Raw genomic sequence first — 16490 nt, forward strand, 5'->3', positions numbered from 1 at the left:
GGGCGGTGCCCGAGCCGGGAGTGCCCGAGCCCGAGTCCCCCGTCCGCCCTCCTCTCGGCCCCTCCCGGGGGAGCGCGGGGAGGGCGGACGTCGTCCTGCCCGCGAAGCAGCGCGCCCACGGCAACGGCCCGCCTGACGCATCGCGGGACGCGGCGCGGGTGCCGGTGCTCGTGCTGGTGAGCGCGGACTGGGCGGCGCCGTCCCGGCCCGCCCCCACGCTGCTCAAGGAGATCTCCCGGCGCTGGGGGACCTCCATGCAGTGCCTCCTCGTCGAGGACCCTGAGGACGCCTTCCTGGACCGCTGGGGTATCGAGCACCTGCCCACCTGGCTCCGCTTCGTCACCGACGACGTAGACGGGGAGCAGAGCGAGCTGCACGGCCTCACCCCCGGGGGAGAGGAGCTCGTCCTGGACGGCCCGTGGCGGCTCACGCACCGACGCAGCGGAGCGCTGCCCAAGCACGTCGTGGACGCGGAGCTCGGACCCGAAGCCGGTTGAGGGGAGCCTGCGCGGCCGTGGGATCGCCGGCGGCCGCACCGGTCTCTCGAGACCGGGCTGTCGCGCCCGCGGGCAGGACGAGCTCAGCAGCCACGCCGTGTTCACGATCCAGTCCTGGTCGTCGCGACCGCGCGCGGGACGATCTGTCAGGGGGCGACGTCCCGACGACATGGTTCCGCGTCCGCATCTGGCCGCGCCCTCGCGAGGTCGACGCCGCGGCCAACGCGACGGACTCGAGCTGCGCCCGACGGAGCGTGTCATGCGAGGCGTCCTCCACGTCGTGTCAACCTAGGTGCAACCGCCCGCGCTGACGTGCATGGACGGTGCATCCACATCGCTATCCACATAAGTATCCACAGAGTTCTCCTCGTCTTTCCACAAGGTTATCCACAGCTAAATGTGGATGACGGTGGAACCTCTCTGACCACGACCTTCGTCACAGAAGTCCCCCTGACCTGCGGCTTCAGATGATCTCCGAGTCCTGCTGACGTCGGCCCGGGGATGTGCTATGGGAAGCTGTTGTATCGCAGGTCACATTCTGGACAGTTGCCCCGAAGAGGTTGTCCACAGGGTTCTGCACACTGTGCATCACCATAGAAGATGCACGTGAATCACAAGGCGAGCGGCGGGAGCGGGCGCGCCGTACCGCGCCGCCCACGTGGGCGTCCGCCTCCTTCGTGCAGACATCGAGACTCCGAACAACAGCTCCGGGCTCCGTGCCGCACTCGCTCCGCGCGGGAGGCCGATGTCTCTCCCCGTGCTCCAGAAGCGACGCTCTGTGCCCGATCCACAGGAGCCGCGTCGGCTCGAACAGCACAGGGGTCGGCGGTGGGAGGAGAGTGAGCAGGTCACGTGCGACTCGCTCGGACAGGCTCCACTGGCCCGTCGACCATCACAGCGCCATGTTCGCTGTGAAACTCTCCTGATCTGTTGAGGTAGGCCTCCGCCGCCCGCGGGGTTGCCCCCTCAGCGACTCCCCGGGCGCGCCCGTGCACTGTTAGAGGGGTTTCACGACAAACGGCGTCTCGCCGGAGACACGCTCCCTTGGACGGAATACGCATGCGCTCAGGGCCGACGGAGCAAGCCTCCACGCCACGTGGGCAACGCGTTAGTTGTTGGTCATGAGGTACTGGAGATGCCACCGCCCCGGCGTCCCTCCACTCGGCTGGATGGTCCATACAGCCGTTCCACGTGCAACGAACGGGGCCGAGAGCGCACAGCGTGCAGAGCATGTACGGCGTGACGCCTCTCCCGCCATGTCAGGGGGAGAGCCCTTCTGGTGAGACGGAGCCCCACGGTCGACAGCACGGGATGGGGAAGGTGAAGCAGAGCAGCGCAACTGACGACCAGCAGAGCCCACCTGACGTTTCACGGGAAACCGATGGGCCTGCTGCGAGTGCAGGGGGCCGCCTCGATGCCCTGTCGTAGTGCGGGTTTGACGCGACGCAGACTCAGTCCCGCGGGGCAGCGGAACGCACAGCCCTAGACAGGGGCTCACGATGCGGAGTTCTGAACTCATCGGCGTTTCACGGGGAACGCTTCCACTCCCCACTGGAGGCGAGTCGCGGCACGAGATCGTCAGCTCCTCCTTGGATTCGCGCGATCCGACGTGCATCCACCTCGAAGGGCCCTCACAGTCGCCGCTGGGGGATTCCAGCACCATGTTTCACGGCAAACGCTGTCGTAGGACTGGCGGTTGAGAGCTCGTTTTCCCAAGAATGCAACCGGCAACATGGGATGAGCACACGAAGCCGCCAGCCCAAGACACGGCGCTTCATTGGGGCTTGATGCAGCCGGAAGCGGAGCTATACAGCACCACCGTCACGAACAGCAGTTCCACGCGAAACCTCAAAGGCCGGGGTCCACCGGCGCACCTGGCAGTTGCTCGGATGCAGGCGGACGGACTCGCCACACAGTCGTCGCGATCGGCTGCGCCTTCCAAGCCGATGTTTCACGCGAAACAAGGATCGGGGACACTGCCCGTCCATCATTGATGCGTGTCGCGCCACGCACTCACGGTGAGCGGGAGAGCGATCGCGTCCTACTCGGCCCGGTCTAGATCCGGCTGCGCGCACGGGAGGAGCGGGCGCGCCGGCTCGTTTCACGTGGATCCCCGAACTCACGATCACCACACCGCCGACTCGGTCATCCGCGACGACGGCACCGCTCGTGCCCGGACACGTGCGATTCGCGGGAAGCATCGGTGGCCCGAGAGTTGTGTGCGCCTCAGGGACGGGCTTTCCCTCGTTGCGCATCCGTCGGTCGCAGTTCATGGAGTGAACCCCGTTGACACTCCGGGGAGGGGGCGACCCTGTGACGGCTCACGTGAAACCGCTCCCCACCACGGCTTTGACGACACTTCCGACACCGGAGCTCTGCCTATGACCCATCAGGCGTCGCGCGAAGCAACATAAGAGCGGTCCGAAAGCCCTGGTCGGCAGACTTCGGCCAGCGTTTCGCGTGGAACAGTGCACTGGGGAAGTTGACATGACGGGATCACTGCGACGGATACGGCACTGTTCCCCGCGACGGGCATCCTCCACGTGGGTACCACCGGCCCGGCAGAGGCGGGGCAGGTCGTCCCCCGGATGCCGCGGACTCTTCTCCTTCGAGGATCGTGCACCGCAAGCCCTGGAACGCACGTCCCAGGACCAGGCGACTCGGTTTCCCGTGGAACTCCCCAGGGGAGCGAGTCAGCCGAGGCCGGCGTTGCATGAATGGCATCAGATGCTCGCGCAGGCATCCTCAGGAGACCGGAGCATCTCAGTACCGACACCTGCGGCCCTCGCAATCTCCAGCGGCGAGCCACATGTTTCCCGAGAAACCACGAGGGACCGAGGCACGTACGGACTCCGCTTCCACAAGCGTGCACACATCTGTGGACAACCACTCTCCGTTGGAGAAGTGCAGTCCACAGAGTTGTACACAACGGTGGACAAGCTCCGTTCTGCACTCTGGCCTGCACCGATGGCACGGGATCATCCCCCGGGACGAGGGCGACGCGGGGCTGAGGAGGAGGCTGCGGAGGGAAGACGAAGACAGGTGCGTCCACACCGCGTGCACCGGACGGAGCTGACACACATAGCGTCTATGGCAGATCCGTGTGTTCTGTGACACCGCTCACACTAGAGGAGGGACCCTTTCACCGAAGGGCCCCCTCGGGGTGCTGGTGCTCCTCGCGGGCGAACGCGGAGTTCGACCGGCGGGAGGGGGACGGGACGAGCACGCTCTCGTCGGTCAGAAGAGGAGCGCGCTCGTCATCGGGACGACGGCATGGCGCACGTTCCACGCCGCAGCACGTCAGCGCTGCAGCGAGCGGGTGCGGAACGGACCCCGCACTCCCCGAGTCACTCGGGGGCCGGGAGCTCCAGGCCCATGTTCTCCATGAGGCGCTCGAGATCCTCGAGGTTCGTGAACTCGAGGGTGATCTTGCCCTTGCGCTTGCCCACGTCGATGCGCACGGGCGCCTCGAGGCGGTTCGACAGCCGGCTCGTCAGGTCCACGACGTGCGGGTCGTAGGTGCTGCGGCGGACGGTGCGGGGAGCCTGCTGCTGCCCGCCGCGTGCCACCAGGCGCTCTACGGCGCGCACGGAGAGCCCCTCGCTCACGATCCGCTGGGCGAGCTCCTCCATGAGGGTCGGATCGTCCAGGGACAGCAGCGCACGGGCGTGGCCGGCGCTGATCGCTCCGCTGGCGAGACGGCGCTGCACGAGGGCGGGGAGCCGCAGCAGGCGGAGCGTGTTCGTGATCTGGGGGCGAGAGCGCCCGATGCGCTCTCCCAGCTCGTCCTGCGTGCACCCGAAATCGTCGAGCAGCTGCTGGTAGGCGTTCGCCTCCTCCAGCGGGTTCAGCTGGGTGCGGTGCAGGTTCTCGAGGAGCGCGTCGCGCAGGAGGTCGTCGTCGCTGGTCTCGCGGATGATCGCGGGGATGGCGGTGAGACCGGCACGGCGGGCGGCGCGCCACCGGCGCTCGCCCATGACGAGCTCGAAGGACTCCCCGTCCTCGGTGACCGGGATCGGGCGCACCACGACGGGCTGCAGCACGCCGACCTCGCGCAGCGAGTACGCGAGCTCGTCGAGCTCCTCCTCGTCGAACATGGTGCGCGGGTTGCGGGGGTTCTCCCGGACCTCGTGGATCGGGATCTCCGCGAACTCCGCGCCAGGGACGCTGACGAGGCTCTTGCTCTCGAGAGGAGCTCGCTCCGAGCCAGCGTCGGACTGTCCGGCAGCGCCGGAAGGCGCTTCTCCGGCGTCATCGCGCGCATCCCCATCGGGACCGACCGCAGCTGCGTGCTCGGAGTCCGTCTCAGCGGGCTCGTCGGTCGCAGGGTGCTCGTCGGCCGGCGCGGAGCTGTTCTGAGCGGCAGGGGCTTCCTGAGGGGCGGCAGCAGGCAGCTCGGTCGTGGAGGGCTCGGCAGGCGCTGCCGGCTCGGCGTCCTCCGACGGGGCGGTGTCGCGCACTCGGGTGTACTCGACCGCCTCGACGTCGACGATCGGGCTGTCCTCGCCGCGCAGGGGGGCCTCCGACTCCGCGGAGCCGGCCTGCGGGGCCTCCTCCGGCGCGTCATCGGTCTCGGGCTGCGCATCCTGCGTGCTCGACGCCGGGGCCGTCGCCTCGTTCTCTGCGGCGGCAGGAGCGGCCTGCGAAGAAGCCTGCTCCTGCTCGGCCGACGAGGAGGCGACGGTCGGGACCTCGTCGGTCCTGACCGGAGCGGTCTCGTCGACTGCTCCGCCCGTCGCGGGGGCGGGGGTGGGAGTGGTCGGCGCCGAGGTGGGCCGAGCGGTCGCGCTCGCGTCCTTCGAGGCGGCGGTGCCCTCCGCGGTGCCGGTCGAGTCGGCGGCAGCCGTGGGCACGGCCGCGCTCTTCGCGCCGGTGGATCGCTTCGCCGGGGAGGAGGCGCCCTTCGAGCTGGAGGTGCTCCTCGCGGGCGAGGAGGTCCTGGACGAGGAGGTGCTCTTGACAGTCCCGGTGCTCTTCGCGGCTCCCGAGCTCTTCGCGGTCGTCGACGGCGCGGACGTCGCCGAGGTGCTCTTCGAGGCGGTGCCCTTCGAGACAGGGCTCTTCGACGTCGTGCTCTTCGAGGCGGTGCTCTTCGACGTGGTGCCCTTCGAGGCGGTGCCGGAGTCCTTGGACGCGGTGCCCTTGGACGAGGTCGAGCGGGAGCCGGTGCCCGCCGAGCTCGACGTGCCGCGCTGTGCCGCCGTGCCCTTGGAGGTCGTCGAGGCTTCGGCGGCCGTCCCGGCGCCGGAACCGCTCGCGTCCGCGCCACCGGAGGAGTTCCCGGCTCCGGAGCGCTTCGCGGTCGACGAGCTGCCGGAGCGGCCCGCGGTGCGGCCGCGTCGCTCGGCGGCGGCGCGCGCCATGCCGGTCGCCAGGTCACGGGCTCCGCCCCGCTGGGGGGCGTCCTCGGAGGAGACCTTCTCGCCGGAGAAGAACATGTCCACCGGGCGCGTGCTCGACGCGGCGGAGCCGCCCTCCTCCTGCGGACGGGTGCGCGTGCGCAGCTCCTGCTCAGGAGCGGGCGAGGAGCCTGCCCCCGGGATCAGGGCGCCGAGACCTCTGCCGAGTCCTCGCTTCTGCGTCATGGCCGTTGTCCTTCCGAGAAATGTCGTCACCGTGGGGGTGACCTCCGTGCCGGGCGCGACATCGCGCGGTGAGGGGAGGTCGAGGTCAGGGAGCGGGGCGGGAGTTCAGCTCGAAGGCCGCCGCCCGGTAGGCGAGCGCCCCGCTGGAGCCGGGATCGTAGGTGAGCACGGTCTGGCCGTAGCTCGGCGCCTCGGAGATCCTCACCGATCGCGGGATCGTGGTCTCGAGGGTCTGGTCGGGGAAGTGGTCCCGCACGTCCTGGGCGACCTGTGCGGCGAGGCGCGTGCGCGCGTCGTACATGGTCAGCAGGATCGTGGAGACCACGAGATCCGGGTTCAGGTGCTGCCGGATCAGGTCGATGTTGTTCAGCAGCAGCGTCAGGCCCTCGAGCGCGTAGTACTCGGCCTGGATCGGGATCATCACCTCACGGGCCGCGACCAGCGCGTTGACCGTGAGCAGGCCGAGGGAGGGCGGGCAGTCGACGAGCACGTAGTCCAGGCGGGGCAGGCCCTGGGCCTCCCGCTCCTCGAGGTGCTCGCGGATGGCGTTGCGCAGCCGGTTCTCGCGGGCGACGAGGGAGACCAGCTCGATCTCGGCGCCGGAGAGATTGATCGTCGCGGGGGCGCACTGCAGGCGCTCCATGTCCGGGACGTCCTGGACCACCTCGGACAGCGGCGCGGACTCGACCAGCACCTCGTACATGCTGGGCACCTCGGCATGGTGCTCGATGTTCAGCGCCGTGGAGGTGTTGCCCTGCGGGTCGGCGTCGATCACGAGCACGTGCAGGCCGCCCATGGTCAGCGCGGCCGCGAGGTTCACGGTGGTGGAGGTCTTCCCCACCCCGCCCTTCTGGTTCGCGATGGTCACGATCCTGGTGTGCTCGGGGGAGGTGAACTCGACATCCTCCAGCTGCCGGCGGCGGGCGTGGTCCCGGGTGAGCTCGCGCATCAGCGGGGTGTCGTCCATCGACCCCGCCCCCTGGGAGGAGCCCTCGCGCTTCTCAGCCACGCGCATCTCCCTTCCTGCTCGCCTTCGGCCGGCGACGCACTTGGACCACTGTAGTGGGAACCTCGACCTCGCCCATCCCGTACCGGGTGATGGTGGGGTCGATCCCGCCGAGCTTCGTGAGCACCTTCTGGGCCCTCTCGATCTCGTCGGCGGCCGAGGAGCCCTTCATCGCCAGCAGCAGCCCCTCCTCCTCCACCAGCGGGAGGGTCCAGCGGGCCAGCTTGTCCAGCGCCGCGACGGCCCGGGCGGTGACCACCTCGAACTCCCGCTCGCCGTGCAGCTCCTCGGCACGGGCCCGGACGACCTCGAGGCCGAGGCCGAGCTCGGCGTCGACCTCCTCCAGCCAGGTGGTGCGACGCTGCATCGTCTCGATCAGCGTCACCTGCAGCTCCGGGCGGGCGATCGCGATCACGACGCCGGGCAGCCCGGCCCCGGAGCCGACGTCGGCCAGGGTCCTGACCGACGGGTCGACGGCGTCGGCCATCAGCGCGCAGTTGAGCAGGTGGCGCTCCCAGAGCCGCTCCACCTCCCGCGGTCCGATCAGACCGCGCTCGGGACCCTGCTCGGCGAGCAGGGCAGCGAAGCGCTCGGCGAGCTCGAGCCGGTCGCCGAAGAGGCGCTCGGCCAGGGGTCGGAGCGATGCGGGGAGCGTCGTCACGGCAGGCCTCAGGACGTCGGGTAGATCACGACGTGACGGCCCTTGCCATCGCCGTCGGACTCGGAGCGCAGCCCCTCGCGCTTGGCGACGTCATGGACGACCTTTCGCTCGAAGGGGTTCATCGGCCGCATCGGGACCGGCTGCCCGGACTCCTTCGCCTCGGCGATCGCGGAGGCGGCGAGCTCCTCGAGTCCGCCCTTGTGCTCGGCACGGAAGCCGCCGATGTCCAGCATCAGGCGCGACCGGGCGCCGGTGCGGGTCTGGACCGCGAGGCGCGCGAGCTCCTGCAGGGCGTCCAGCAGCTCGCCCTTGGGGCGGTTCAGCTCCGCGAGACGGTCCGCGCCGCGGATCTCCACGGAGGCGCGGTCGCCGTCCACGTCGATGTCGATGTCGCCGTCGAGGTCCGCGATGTCCAGCAGCTCCTCGAGGTAGTCGGCGGCGATGTCGCCCTCCTCCTCGAGGCGGCGCAGGCGCTCCTCGTCGGACTCGCCGTCGGACTCGTCCTCGGACTCGCTCTCGACCGCGTCCTGCGTCTCGGCGGCCTCGGCGGAGCCGGCGGAGTCCGCGGGGGCGGCGGTCTCCGCGGCCTCGGCGGCCGGGGCGTCCGTACCCTCGTGCGCCTGCCGGGCGGCGGTCTCGTCGGCCGACGACGGATCGGTGATGGTCTCGTTCATTCAGGGTCCTCCGGGAATGCAGGGATGGACGACCCGGGAGCGACCGTGCTCCCGGGCCGTGAGGTCACTTCTTCCGCTTCTTCTTGCCCTTGTCCAGGGGGGAGCTCTTCGGCGGGGGCACCGGGAAGTCACCGGACTCCTCCTGCGCCCTGCGCCGCTCCTCGGCGGCCTTGGCGCGGGCCTCGCGGGCGCGCTGCAGCTTCTCCTCGTCGGAGAGCTTCTTGCCGCCCTTGTTCTTGGATGTGGGCTGTACGCGGATGTTCCGCTCGGGCTCCGGATCGGGCTCGGCGACCTTCTTCGGCGGGGTGAAGTCCAGCGGCTCCAGACCCTTCCGCTCGCGCTTGGCGTTGATGCGCTCCTGGCGCTCCTTCTCCGCGTCGGAGCCGGGGGTGGGGGTCGCGCGGATGACGATGTACTGCTGGACGAAGGTCCACACGTTCGTGGTCAGCCAGTAGATGAGCACACCGATCGGCATGCCCGGCCCCGTGATCACGTAGATGAACGGGAGCATGTACAGCATCATCTTCTGGGTGCTGGCCATGGGGCCCTCGAGGGCGGCCTTGGGCATGTTCTTCATGGTCAGCGACTTCTGGGTGAAGAAGGTGACCGCGCACATCGCGGCGATGATGATGCCGGCGACGATCTTGGTGGTGACCCCGCCGTCGCCGGAGTTCAGGAAGCTGTCGGCGATGGTGACGCTGCCGAGGATGGTCGAGTTGCTGGCGCTCTGGGCCAGCGGCGTGGTCAGCGGGCCGAAGGCCTCACCGCCGGCGGCCTCGGGCAGCTTGTTGAACAGCACCCGGAACAGGCCGAAGAAGATCGGCATCTGGAGCAGCACCGGCAGGCAGGAGGAGAACGGGCTGGCGCCGGCCTCCTTGTAGACCGCCATGGTCTCCTCGGCCATCTTCTGCCGAGACTCCTGGTCGGTCTTGCCCTTGTACTTCTTCTGCACCGCCTGCAGCTCGGGCGAGACCATCTGCATCGCGCGCGAGGCGCGGATCTGGCGCACGAACAGCGGGATGATCAGGGTGCGGACCACGGCGGTGAGCCCGACGATGGACAGCACCCAGGTGATGCCCGAGTTCGGATCCATGAACAGCGACAGCACCGCATGGAACTTCACCATGAGCCATGCGACGGCCCACTCGATCGGATACAGGGGATTCATCGGCCTGGTCTTCCTGCCGCACGGATGCGCATGTCGTTCATGCGAGGTGCCGGCTGTGGTCGGGAGTCTCGGACAAGAGTAGGCCCTAGGGGGCCGGGTGCCGCAGTCGGCGTGGATTGCTCCACATGCCCGGCGCCGGGACCGGATCGAGCCCCCCGCGGGTCAGGGGGTTGCAGCGGAGGATCCGCCAGGTGGTGAGCAGGATCCCCTTGAGGGCCCCGTGCGTGCGCAGGGCGTCCATGCCGTACTGCGAGCAGACGGGGTCGTACCGGCAGGCGGGCGGGGTGTACGGCGAGATGCCCACCTGGTAGCCGCGCACCGGCAGCATCAGCAGCCGGCGCGGCAGGCGGCCCAGGCGCCGCAGCGCGCCCTCGCGACCTCGCGCGCGCTCCGGCGGGACGCCGCTCACCGCGACCGCTCCTCGCGGCGGGCGAGCTTGCGGGAGGCGGAGGCGAGCGCCGAGTCCACGTCCTCGCGGAGTTCGGCGAAGGGCTGAGCCTCGATGCCCGGCAGCGCCCGCAGCACGATCGCGCTGCCGGCGGGGAGGGTCTCGAGATGCGGGCGCACGATCTCGCGCAGGCGCCGGGTGACGCGGTTGCGCACCACGGCGTTGCCGATCTTCTTGGACACGACGAATCCCACGCGGGGTGCCTCCTCCTCCTGCGTGAGCAGGGTCAGGTGCACGACCACGTGGGATCGAGCGCTGCGCGCGCCACCGCGGGTGACCGCACGGAACTCGTCGCCGCTGTGGAGCCGGCGACTAGACCAGTACACGACGACGTGACGCCTCGGCCCTGGTCACCGTCGTCTCAGGCGGAGAGCTCGGCGCGGCCCTTGGCGCGACGGGCGTTCAGGATGCTGCGGCCGGCGCGGGTGCGCATGCGGGCGCGGAAGCCGTGCTTCTTGGCGCGGCGGCGGTTGTTCGGCTGGAACGTGCGCTTGCTCATGGTTCTCCTCGATCGTGGGCACGGGCGTGCCCCTCGCGGTGGCGTGTGGTCTGCTGCGCGAACGGATGTCCGGGCGCACCCGCCGGGGCGGGGCGGCTGCCGTGTCCCACATCGGGACGGTGCCGTCGGGCGGCGCGCAGCGCTGACTGCACGATTTTAGGCGCGGGGGTGCACGGGGTCAACGGAGGAGCCCCGCTGAGGGCCGGTTGTGGCCCGATTCTCACTTCCGGGGGCGTGTCGTGACGGCCCCGAGGGCCCGTCGTGCCCTTCGGGTCCTGCCCCTCCGACCCAGCGACGCCCGAAGGGGCGGCGCCGCTCACATCGTCACGGTCGTCCCGGTCACGTCGAGGGGCGGATCCCCGACCTGTTGTCCACATCGGCGATCCACAGCGGTGAGGATAATGTGGAAAACTGTGGCGACCCGCGCCCGAGACCTGAGGGGGGACACCTGATGCCGGAGGCGAACGCCGACGCGATCTGGGACAGCACGCTGAGCATCCTGCGCCGCGACGACACCGTCTCCCAGCGTGTGATGGCCCTGCTCACCCTCTCCCGCCTGATGGCCGTGGTCGCGGACACCGCCCTGCTCGCCGTACCCTCCACCTCGGCGAAGGAGCTGATCGAGAACCGGATCGCGGGCTCCCTGAAGGCCGCCCTCAGCGAGGCCACCGGCAAGGACCTCCGCTTCGCCGTGACGGTCGACGAGTCGCTGCTGCTGGAGGGGGACGACGAGGACGAGGCCCCCGCACCGCCGCTGACCTCCTCCTCCACCGCCCGCAGTGCACATCCTGTGGACAACGATGTGGACAGTTCCACGGGGGATGTCCACACCCCGCCCTTCCGTCGTGGACGGGGCTCCGTGCTCCCCTCGGAGCCCGCCTCCGGCCGGCCCGCGCTGCCCTCGAGCAGCACCCCGGACTCGGCCGCCTCCGCCGCCTCGCGCCTCGGCCGCGGGGAGGACGAGTTCCACGGCTCCGCAGCCGACGATCCCAGCGCCTACGCGGGGATGTCCGCCCTCAGCGGCGCCTCCGCCCCCTCCCCGGGACCGGCGCCGCGCCGCCCCGCCCCCGCCGGCGGCGCCTCGCCCCTCGGCGAGGACTCGCGCCTGAACAGCAAATACACCTTCGACACCTTCGTGATCGGCTCCTCGAACCGCTTCGCGCAGGCGGCCGCGTCGGCCGTCGCGGAGACGCCCGCGAAGGCGTACAACCCGCTGTTCATCTACGGCGGATCCGGTCTGGGCAAGACCCACCTGCTGCACGCGGTGGGCCACTACGCCCAGAGCCTCTACCCCGACGTGGTGGTGCGCTACGTGAACTCGGAGGAGTTCACCAACGAGTTCATCAACTCAGTGCAGTCCGGCCAGTTCGGCAAGGCGCAGGAGTTCCAGCGCCGCTATCGCGACATCGACATCCTGCTGATCGACGACATCCAGTTCCTGCAGCGAGCGCCGGAGACGATGGAGGCGTTCTTCCACACCTTCAACACGCTCTACAACTCGGACAAGCAGATCGTGATCACCTCGGACCTGCCGCCGAAGGAGCTCGGCGGCTTCGAGGACCGGATGCGCTCCCGCTTCGAGATGGGCCTGATGACGGACGTGCAGCCGCCGGACCTCGAGACCCGCATCGCGATCCTGCGCAAGAAGGTCGCCCAGGAGAACACCGGCGAGGTGCCGCACGAGGTGCTGGAGTACATCGCCAGCCACATCGCCACGAATATCCGCGAGCTCGAGGGCGCCCTGATCCGCGTGCAGGCGCTGCACTCCCTCTCCCGCCAGCCGATGGACGTCACCCTCGCCGAGTCCGTGTTGAAGGATCTGCTCTCCCACGACGACGGCGCGCAGATCACCGCCTCGACGATCATCGCCCAGACCGCGACCTACTTCGGGCTGTCGGTGGAGGAGATCGTGGGCACCGGCCGCAGCCGGCGCCTGGTTTCCGCGCGGCAGATCGGCATGTACCTGTGCCGGGAGCTGACGGACATGCCGCTGATCCGCATCGGCGAGGAGTTCGGCGGCCGCGACCACACCACCGTCATGCACGCGAACAAGAAGATCAGCGAGCTGATGAAGGAGCGTCGGGCGATCTTCAACCAGGTCACGGAGCTCACGGCGAGGATCAAGAGCTCGAGCTCCTCGGCCCGTCAGTGACGCGGGAGTGACTCAGCCGACCGCCTGAGGTCGCCGGAGAATGTCATCCCAGGTCAGCCCGACGTTCTCCCCAATTGTGGATAACTCTGTGGACAGTGTGGAACGACGAGCATCTGCGCAGGAGCCGATGTGCACGGAGGAATGACAGGAATCTGACGAGGGCAGGGAGTCGTGCACAGACCGTGCACGAGCTTCCTGTGATTGTCGACGAGTCGTCCACGTCCACAGTGTCGGCTGTGGCCTGCAGAGATGTCGTTTATCCACGAGATCCACAGCCGTGATGATGAGGTCTGTAGTTTGTTGCTCGTCGTGGATGTGGAGGGCGGGGGGTCGGCAGCAGCGGCCGAGGAGCACCGAGGAGCAGGGGCGGAAGTCAAGGATCTGCGGCGGTGTGTCGTCGGAGGGCTCCGGGAACCGATACGCTGTCCACCGTTCGATCACGATCAGGCTTTCGACCACTGCGAAGGAGTGGCAACGGTGAAGTTCCACCTCGACCGCGGCGTCCTCGGCGACGCCGTCTCCTGGGCCACCCGCACCCTCCCTGTCCGTCCGGCGATGCCGATCCTGCAGGGCGTGCGCATCGTCGCCGATGCGGGCGGCGAGCTGCAGCTCTCGACCTTCGACTACGAGGTCAGCGCCCAGATTCGTCTCGAGGCGGAGATCGAGCAGCCGGGCGAGGTGCTGGTCCAGGGGCGCATGCTCTCGGACATCGTCCGCGCTCTGCCGAACAAGGACGTCACCGTCGCGCTCGAGGGCACGAAGCTCCAGGTCCGCTGCGGCAGCGCCCGCTTCGCGCTCGCGACCCTCCCGGTCGAGGAGTACCCTCAGCTGCCCACCATGCCCCCGGTCGCCGGCACCGTCGCGGCCGACGTGTTCTCCGAGGCGATCTCGCAGGTCACCGTCGCGGCCTCGAAGGACGACACCCTCCCGCTGCTGACCGGCGTGAAGGTCGAGATCAGCGGCGAGACCATGACCCTGATGGCCACCGATCGCTACCGCCTGGCGCTGCGCGAGCTGACCTGGAACCCCTCGTCGCCCGGCGCCGGGCTCACCGCCCTGGTCCGCGGCCGCACCCTCCACGAGGTCGCCCGCTCGCTCGCGACCGGCGGCGGCGTCGAGATCGCGCTGTCCGACGAGGACTCTGCGAACCTGATCGGCTTCGAGGCCGGCGGCCGCCGCACCACCTCCACCCTCGTCGACGGCGACTACCCGCCGGTGCGACGCCTGTTCCCCGAGACCACCGCGATCACCGCCGTCGTCTCCACCGGCGCGCTGATCGACGCGGTCAAGCGTGTCTCCCTGGTCGCCGAGCGGAACACCCCCGTGCGCCTGTCCTTCTCCGAGGGCCAGGTCGCGCTCGAGGCCGGCGCCGGCGACGATGCCCAGGCCAGCGAGGTGCTCGAGGCGCAGCTCGAGGGCGAGGACCTCGTCGTCGGCTTCAACTCGGGCTTCCTGCTCGACGGCCTCGGCGCGCTCGGCAGCGAGTTCGCCCGCCTGACCTTCACCGACTCGATCAAGCCCTCGGTGATGACCGGGCAGGACTCGCTCGAGGGCGAGCCCGACAACTCCTACCGGTACCTCATCATGCCGATGCGGATCTGAGGGAGGGCGAGCTCCCTCCGTGCACCTGACCGCCCTCGAACTCACCGACTTCCGCTCCTACCGGCAGCTGAGCCTGCCCGTCCGTCCCGGCATCACCGTCATGGTGGGCCCGAACGGGCAGGGCAAGACCAACATCGTCGAGGCGCTGTGGTACCTCGCGACGCTCTCGAGCCACCGCGTCCCCCACGACGCCGCGCTCGTGCACCGCGGCGAGTCCACGGCGATCGTCCGCGCGAGCTTCGAACGTGCCGGCCGACCCCTGCAGATCGACCTCGAGATCACCCCCGGCAAGGCGAACCGCGCCCGGCTCCAGGGACAGAACGTCTCCCGGCTGCGTGACCTGCTCGGCGAGGTGCGGGCGGTGCTCTTCGCCCCGGAGGACCTGGGACTGGTCAAGGCCGATCCCGAGGGCAGGCGCCGCTTCCTCGACGAGCTCCTGTTCGAGATCGCACCCCGCTTCGCCTCGATCAAGGCCGACTACGACCGGGTCCTCAAGCAGCGCGGCAACCTGCTCAAGCAGATGCGCTCGATGCGGCGCGGCGGCTCGGGACGCAGCGTCGGCGGGCTGGACCCGGCCGAGTCCGCGGCCTCCACGCTCGAGGTCTGGGACCAGCAGCTGGCCCGTCACGGCGCCGAGCTGCTGCGCGCCCGGCTCCACCTCGTGAACCGTCTGCGCCCGCACCTGGGGTACTCCTACCTGCGGGTCTCGACCGACGAGGGGGCCGAGCAGGCGCTCGACCTGCCGCCTGACCAGCGCGGCGAGGTCGCCTCCCCGGCGGACGTCCGCTACCGCTCCGACGTGCTCGACGAGCTCGGCGCCGCGCCCGGGGAGCTTCCCGGCACCCGCGAGATCCACGACGCCCTGCTCGCCCTGGTCTCCGCACGGCACGACGAGGAGATCGACCGCGGCACGAACCTCACCGGCCCGCACCGCGACGACCTCGAGATCCGCCTGCACGACTTCCCCGCGAAGGGCTACGCGAGCCACGGCGAGTCCTGGTCCCTCGCGCTCGCCCTGCGCCTGGCCAGCTACGACCTGCTGCGCCTCGAGGAGGGCGACCTCGGCGACGGCGAGCCGATCCTGATCCTCGACGACGTCTTCAGCGAGCTGGACGTCCATCGCCGCGAGCGGCTCGGCCGGATCGTCACCGACGCCTCGCAGGTGCTGATCACGACTGCGAACGACACCGACATCCCCGTCTCCCTCGACGGCGAGATCCACGTGGTCGACGTGACGCTCGGCGAGGCGGTCCCGCGCAGCGGGGGCGGGCTGCGATGAACGGCGGTGCTCCGCGCCCGAGGATCGCGAACCCGTACGGGCTCGGCACCTGGAGCGGGGCAGCGGCGGGGTCCGAGGAGCAGTCGACCTCGCCGACGGCTCCGGCTGCCGTGCCCGTGCGGGGCGGTGCCCGGAACGGGGACGGTGCCGAGCGTGCCCGCGGCGGAGCGCGGCCGGGCGGCGAGGAGGCTCGTGGCTCCGTCGCGTCCCGCTCCGGCGCACCGACGCCCGTCGGCCCCGGGGATCCCGACCGCGAGGAGCAGGTGCTCTACGATCCGCCGGACCTGCCGGCGCCGGCGGATCCCTTCGAGCTCGCCCGCCGCACCGTCAACCGCTCCCGTGCCGCCGCCCGCGACCGTGGCCTCTTCCCGATCTCCGCGAAGACGCAGGCCAGGGACGTGCGCGACCGGTCCGGCCGGGCGCCGGGCTACTCCGGCTCGCGCCCGGACCCGCGGGACCCGCAGGGCATCGAGCTGGTGCTGAAGAAGGTGCTGGGGAACCTCGGCTGGAACGCCGGGATGAGCACCGGACGGGTGCTGGACGAGTGGGACGAGATCGTCGGCGAGCGGCTCGCGACGCACTGCCGCCCGGTCTCCTTCGAGGACGGGGTGCTGGTGGTCAGCGCCTCCTCCTCGGCGTGGGCGGCGCAGCTGCGGATGCTCACCCCGCAGCTGATCACCACCATCGAGGAGCACGTCGGCTCCCACGTCGTCTCGGAGCTGAAGGTCACCGGCCCCGCCGCCGCCGAGCGCAGCTGGAAGAAGGGCCGACGGACGGTGACCTGGCGCGGACCCCGGGATACGTATGGCTGATCGACGTGCTGCGAGGGACGAGCGGTAGGAGATCAGCGGGTGGGTGGAGCCTGATCGACGTGCTGCGAGGGACGAGCGGTAGGAGATCAGCGGGTGGGTGGAGCCTG

General features: G+C 70.1%; 13 protein-coding genes. 5 read left to right on the plus strand and 8 right to left on the minus strand.

The features are described 5' to 3' along the window. Positions 1–5: 5 nt before the first annotated feature. On the plus strand, positions 6–497 hold the full coding sequence (locus tag Y09_RS07695) for a hypothetical protein (protein WP_148639577.1): 492 nt from the start codon (positions 6–8) through the stop codon (positions 495–497). Between the two features lie 3347 nt (positions 498–3844). On the opposite strand, the gene Y09_RS07700 is transcribed toward Y09_RS07695, so the two are convergent. From Y09_RS07700 to rpmH, 8 genes are all read right to left on the minus strand, one after another. Next, positions 3845–6082: a ParB/RepB/Spo0J family partition protein gene (locus Y09_RS07700; protein ID WP_053917206.1), complete on the minus strand. Its 2238-nt coding sequence runs from the start codon at positions 6080–6082 to the stop codon at positions 3845–3847. An 85-nt stretch (positions 6083–6167) separates the two neighbouring features. Next, entirely contained in the window at positions 6168–7097 is a 930-nt protein-coding gene (locus tag Y09_RS07705) for a ParA family protein (RefSeq protein WP_234695662.1), read from the minus strand. Continuing rightward, the gene (gene rsmG, locus Y09_RS07710) at positions 7084–7749 is read right to left on the minus strand and encodes a 16S rRNA (guanine(527)-N(7))-methyltransferase RsmG (protein ID WP_053917207.1); all 666 of its coding nucleotides are present in this window, start codon (positions 7747–7749) and stop codon (positions 7084–7086) included. Before rsmG ends, Y09_RS07705 begins: the two co-directional genes overlap by 14 nt. Positions 7750–7757: 8 nt before the next feature. Further along, positions 7758–8423: a R3H domain-containing nucleic acid-binding protein gene (locus Y09_RS07715; protein WP_053917208.1), complete on the minus strand. Its 666-nt coding sequence runs from the start codon at positions 8421–8423 to the stop codon at positions 7758–7760. Positions 8424–8487: 64 nt separating this feature from the next. Continuing rightward, complete coding sequence (gene yidC, locus Y09_RS07720; RefSeq protein ID WP_053917209.1) at positions 8488–9591, minus strand: membrane protein insertase YidC; 1104 nt, start codon at positions 9589–9591, stop codon at positions 8488–8490. Between the two features lie 85 nt (positions 9592–9676). Then, complete coding sequence (yidD, locus tag Y09_RS07725; RefSeq protein WP_082358693.1) at positions 9677–10000, minus strand: membrane protein insertion efficiency factor YidD; 324 nt, start codon at positions 9998–10000, stop codon at positions 9677–9679. Beyond that, positions 9997–10365, minus strand: a complete 369-nt coding sequence (rnpA, locus tag Y09_RS07730; protein ID WP_029360897.1) for a ribonuclease P protein component — start codon at positions 10363–10365, stop codon at positions 9997–9999. The genes yidD and rnpA overlap by 4 nt, the downstream gene beginning before the upstream one ends. A 35-nt stretch (positions 10366–10400) precedes the next feature. Then, positions 10401–10538 (minus strand): 50S ribosomal protein L34, encoded by a 138-nt coding sequence (gene rpmH / locus Y09_RS07735; protein ID WP_010552021.1) that lies wholly within the window; start codon positions 10536–10538, stop codon positions 10401–10403. 451 nt (positions 10539–10989) lie between these two features. Here rpmH and dnaA point away from each other — a divergent pair, with 451 nt between their 5' ends. The 4 genes from dnaA (at position 10990) to Y09_RS07755 (ending at position 16383) form a co-directional block, all read left to right on the plus strand. Continuing rightward, positions 10990–12690 carry a chromosomal replication initiator protein DnaA gene (gene dnaA / locus Y09_RS07740; RefSeq protein WP_053917210.1) on the plus strand — a complete coding sequence of 567 codons (1701 nt, stop codon included), beginning with the start codon at positions 10990–10992 and terminating at the stop codon, positions 12688–12690. A gap of 477 nt (positions 12691–13167) precedes the next feature. After that, positions 13168–14292: a DNA polymerase III subunit beta gene (dnaN, locus tag Y09_RS07745; protein WP_053917211.1), complete on the plus strand. Its 1125-nt coding sequence runs from the start codon at positions 13168–13170 to the stop codon at positions 14290–14292. Between the two features lie 19 nt (positions 14293–14311). Beyond that, entirely contained in the window at positions 14312–15571 is a 1260-nt protein-coding gene (recF, locus tag Y09_RS07750) for a DNA replication/repair protein RecF (RefSeq protein ID WP_053917212.1), read from the plus strand. A gap of 263 nt (positions 15572–15834) precedes the next feature. Next, complete coding sequence (locus Y09_RS07755) at positions 15835–16383, plus strand: DciA family protein (RefSeq protein WP_234695663.1); 549 nt, start codon at positions 15835–15837, stop codon at positions 16381–16383. Positions 16384–16490 lie beyond the last annotated feature (107 nt).

Origin of the sequence: Brachybacterium sp. SW0106-09 (assembly GCF_001293905.1) — a bacterium.
Taxonomy (GTDB): domain Bacteria; phylum Actinomycetota; class Actinomycetes; order Actinomycetales; family Dermabacteraceae; genus Brachybacterium; species Brachybacterium conglomeratum.

Bases quoted from the DNA above. Each gene is read 5' to 3' on its own strand.
- Y09_RS07715 (WP_053917208.1), bottom strand. From the start codon at position 8,423: ATGAACGAGACCATCACCGATCCGTCGTCGGCCGACGAGACCGCCGCC.
- rpmH (WP_010552021.1), bottom strand. From the start codon at position 10,538: ATGAGCAAGCGCACGTTCCAGCCGAACAACCGCCGCCGCGCCAAGAAG.
- Y09_RS07705 (WP_234695662.1), bottom strand. From the start codon at position 7,097: ATGCGCGTGGCTGAGAAGCGCGAGGGCTCCTCCCAGGGGGCGGGGTCG.
- Y09_RS07700 (WP_053917206.1), bottom strand. From the start codon at position 6,082: ATGACGCAGAAGCGAGGACTCGGCAGAGGTCTCGGCGCCCTGATCCCG.
- yidC (WP_053917209.1), bottom strand. From the start codon at position 9,591: ATGAATCCCCTGTATCCGATCGAGTGGGCCGTCGCATGGCTCATGGTG.
- dnaA (WP_053917210.1), top strand. From the start codon at position 10,990: ATGCCGGAGGCGAACGCCGACGCGATCTGGGACAGCACGCTGAGCATC.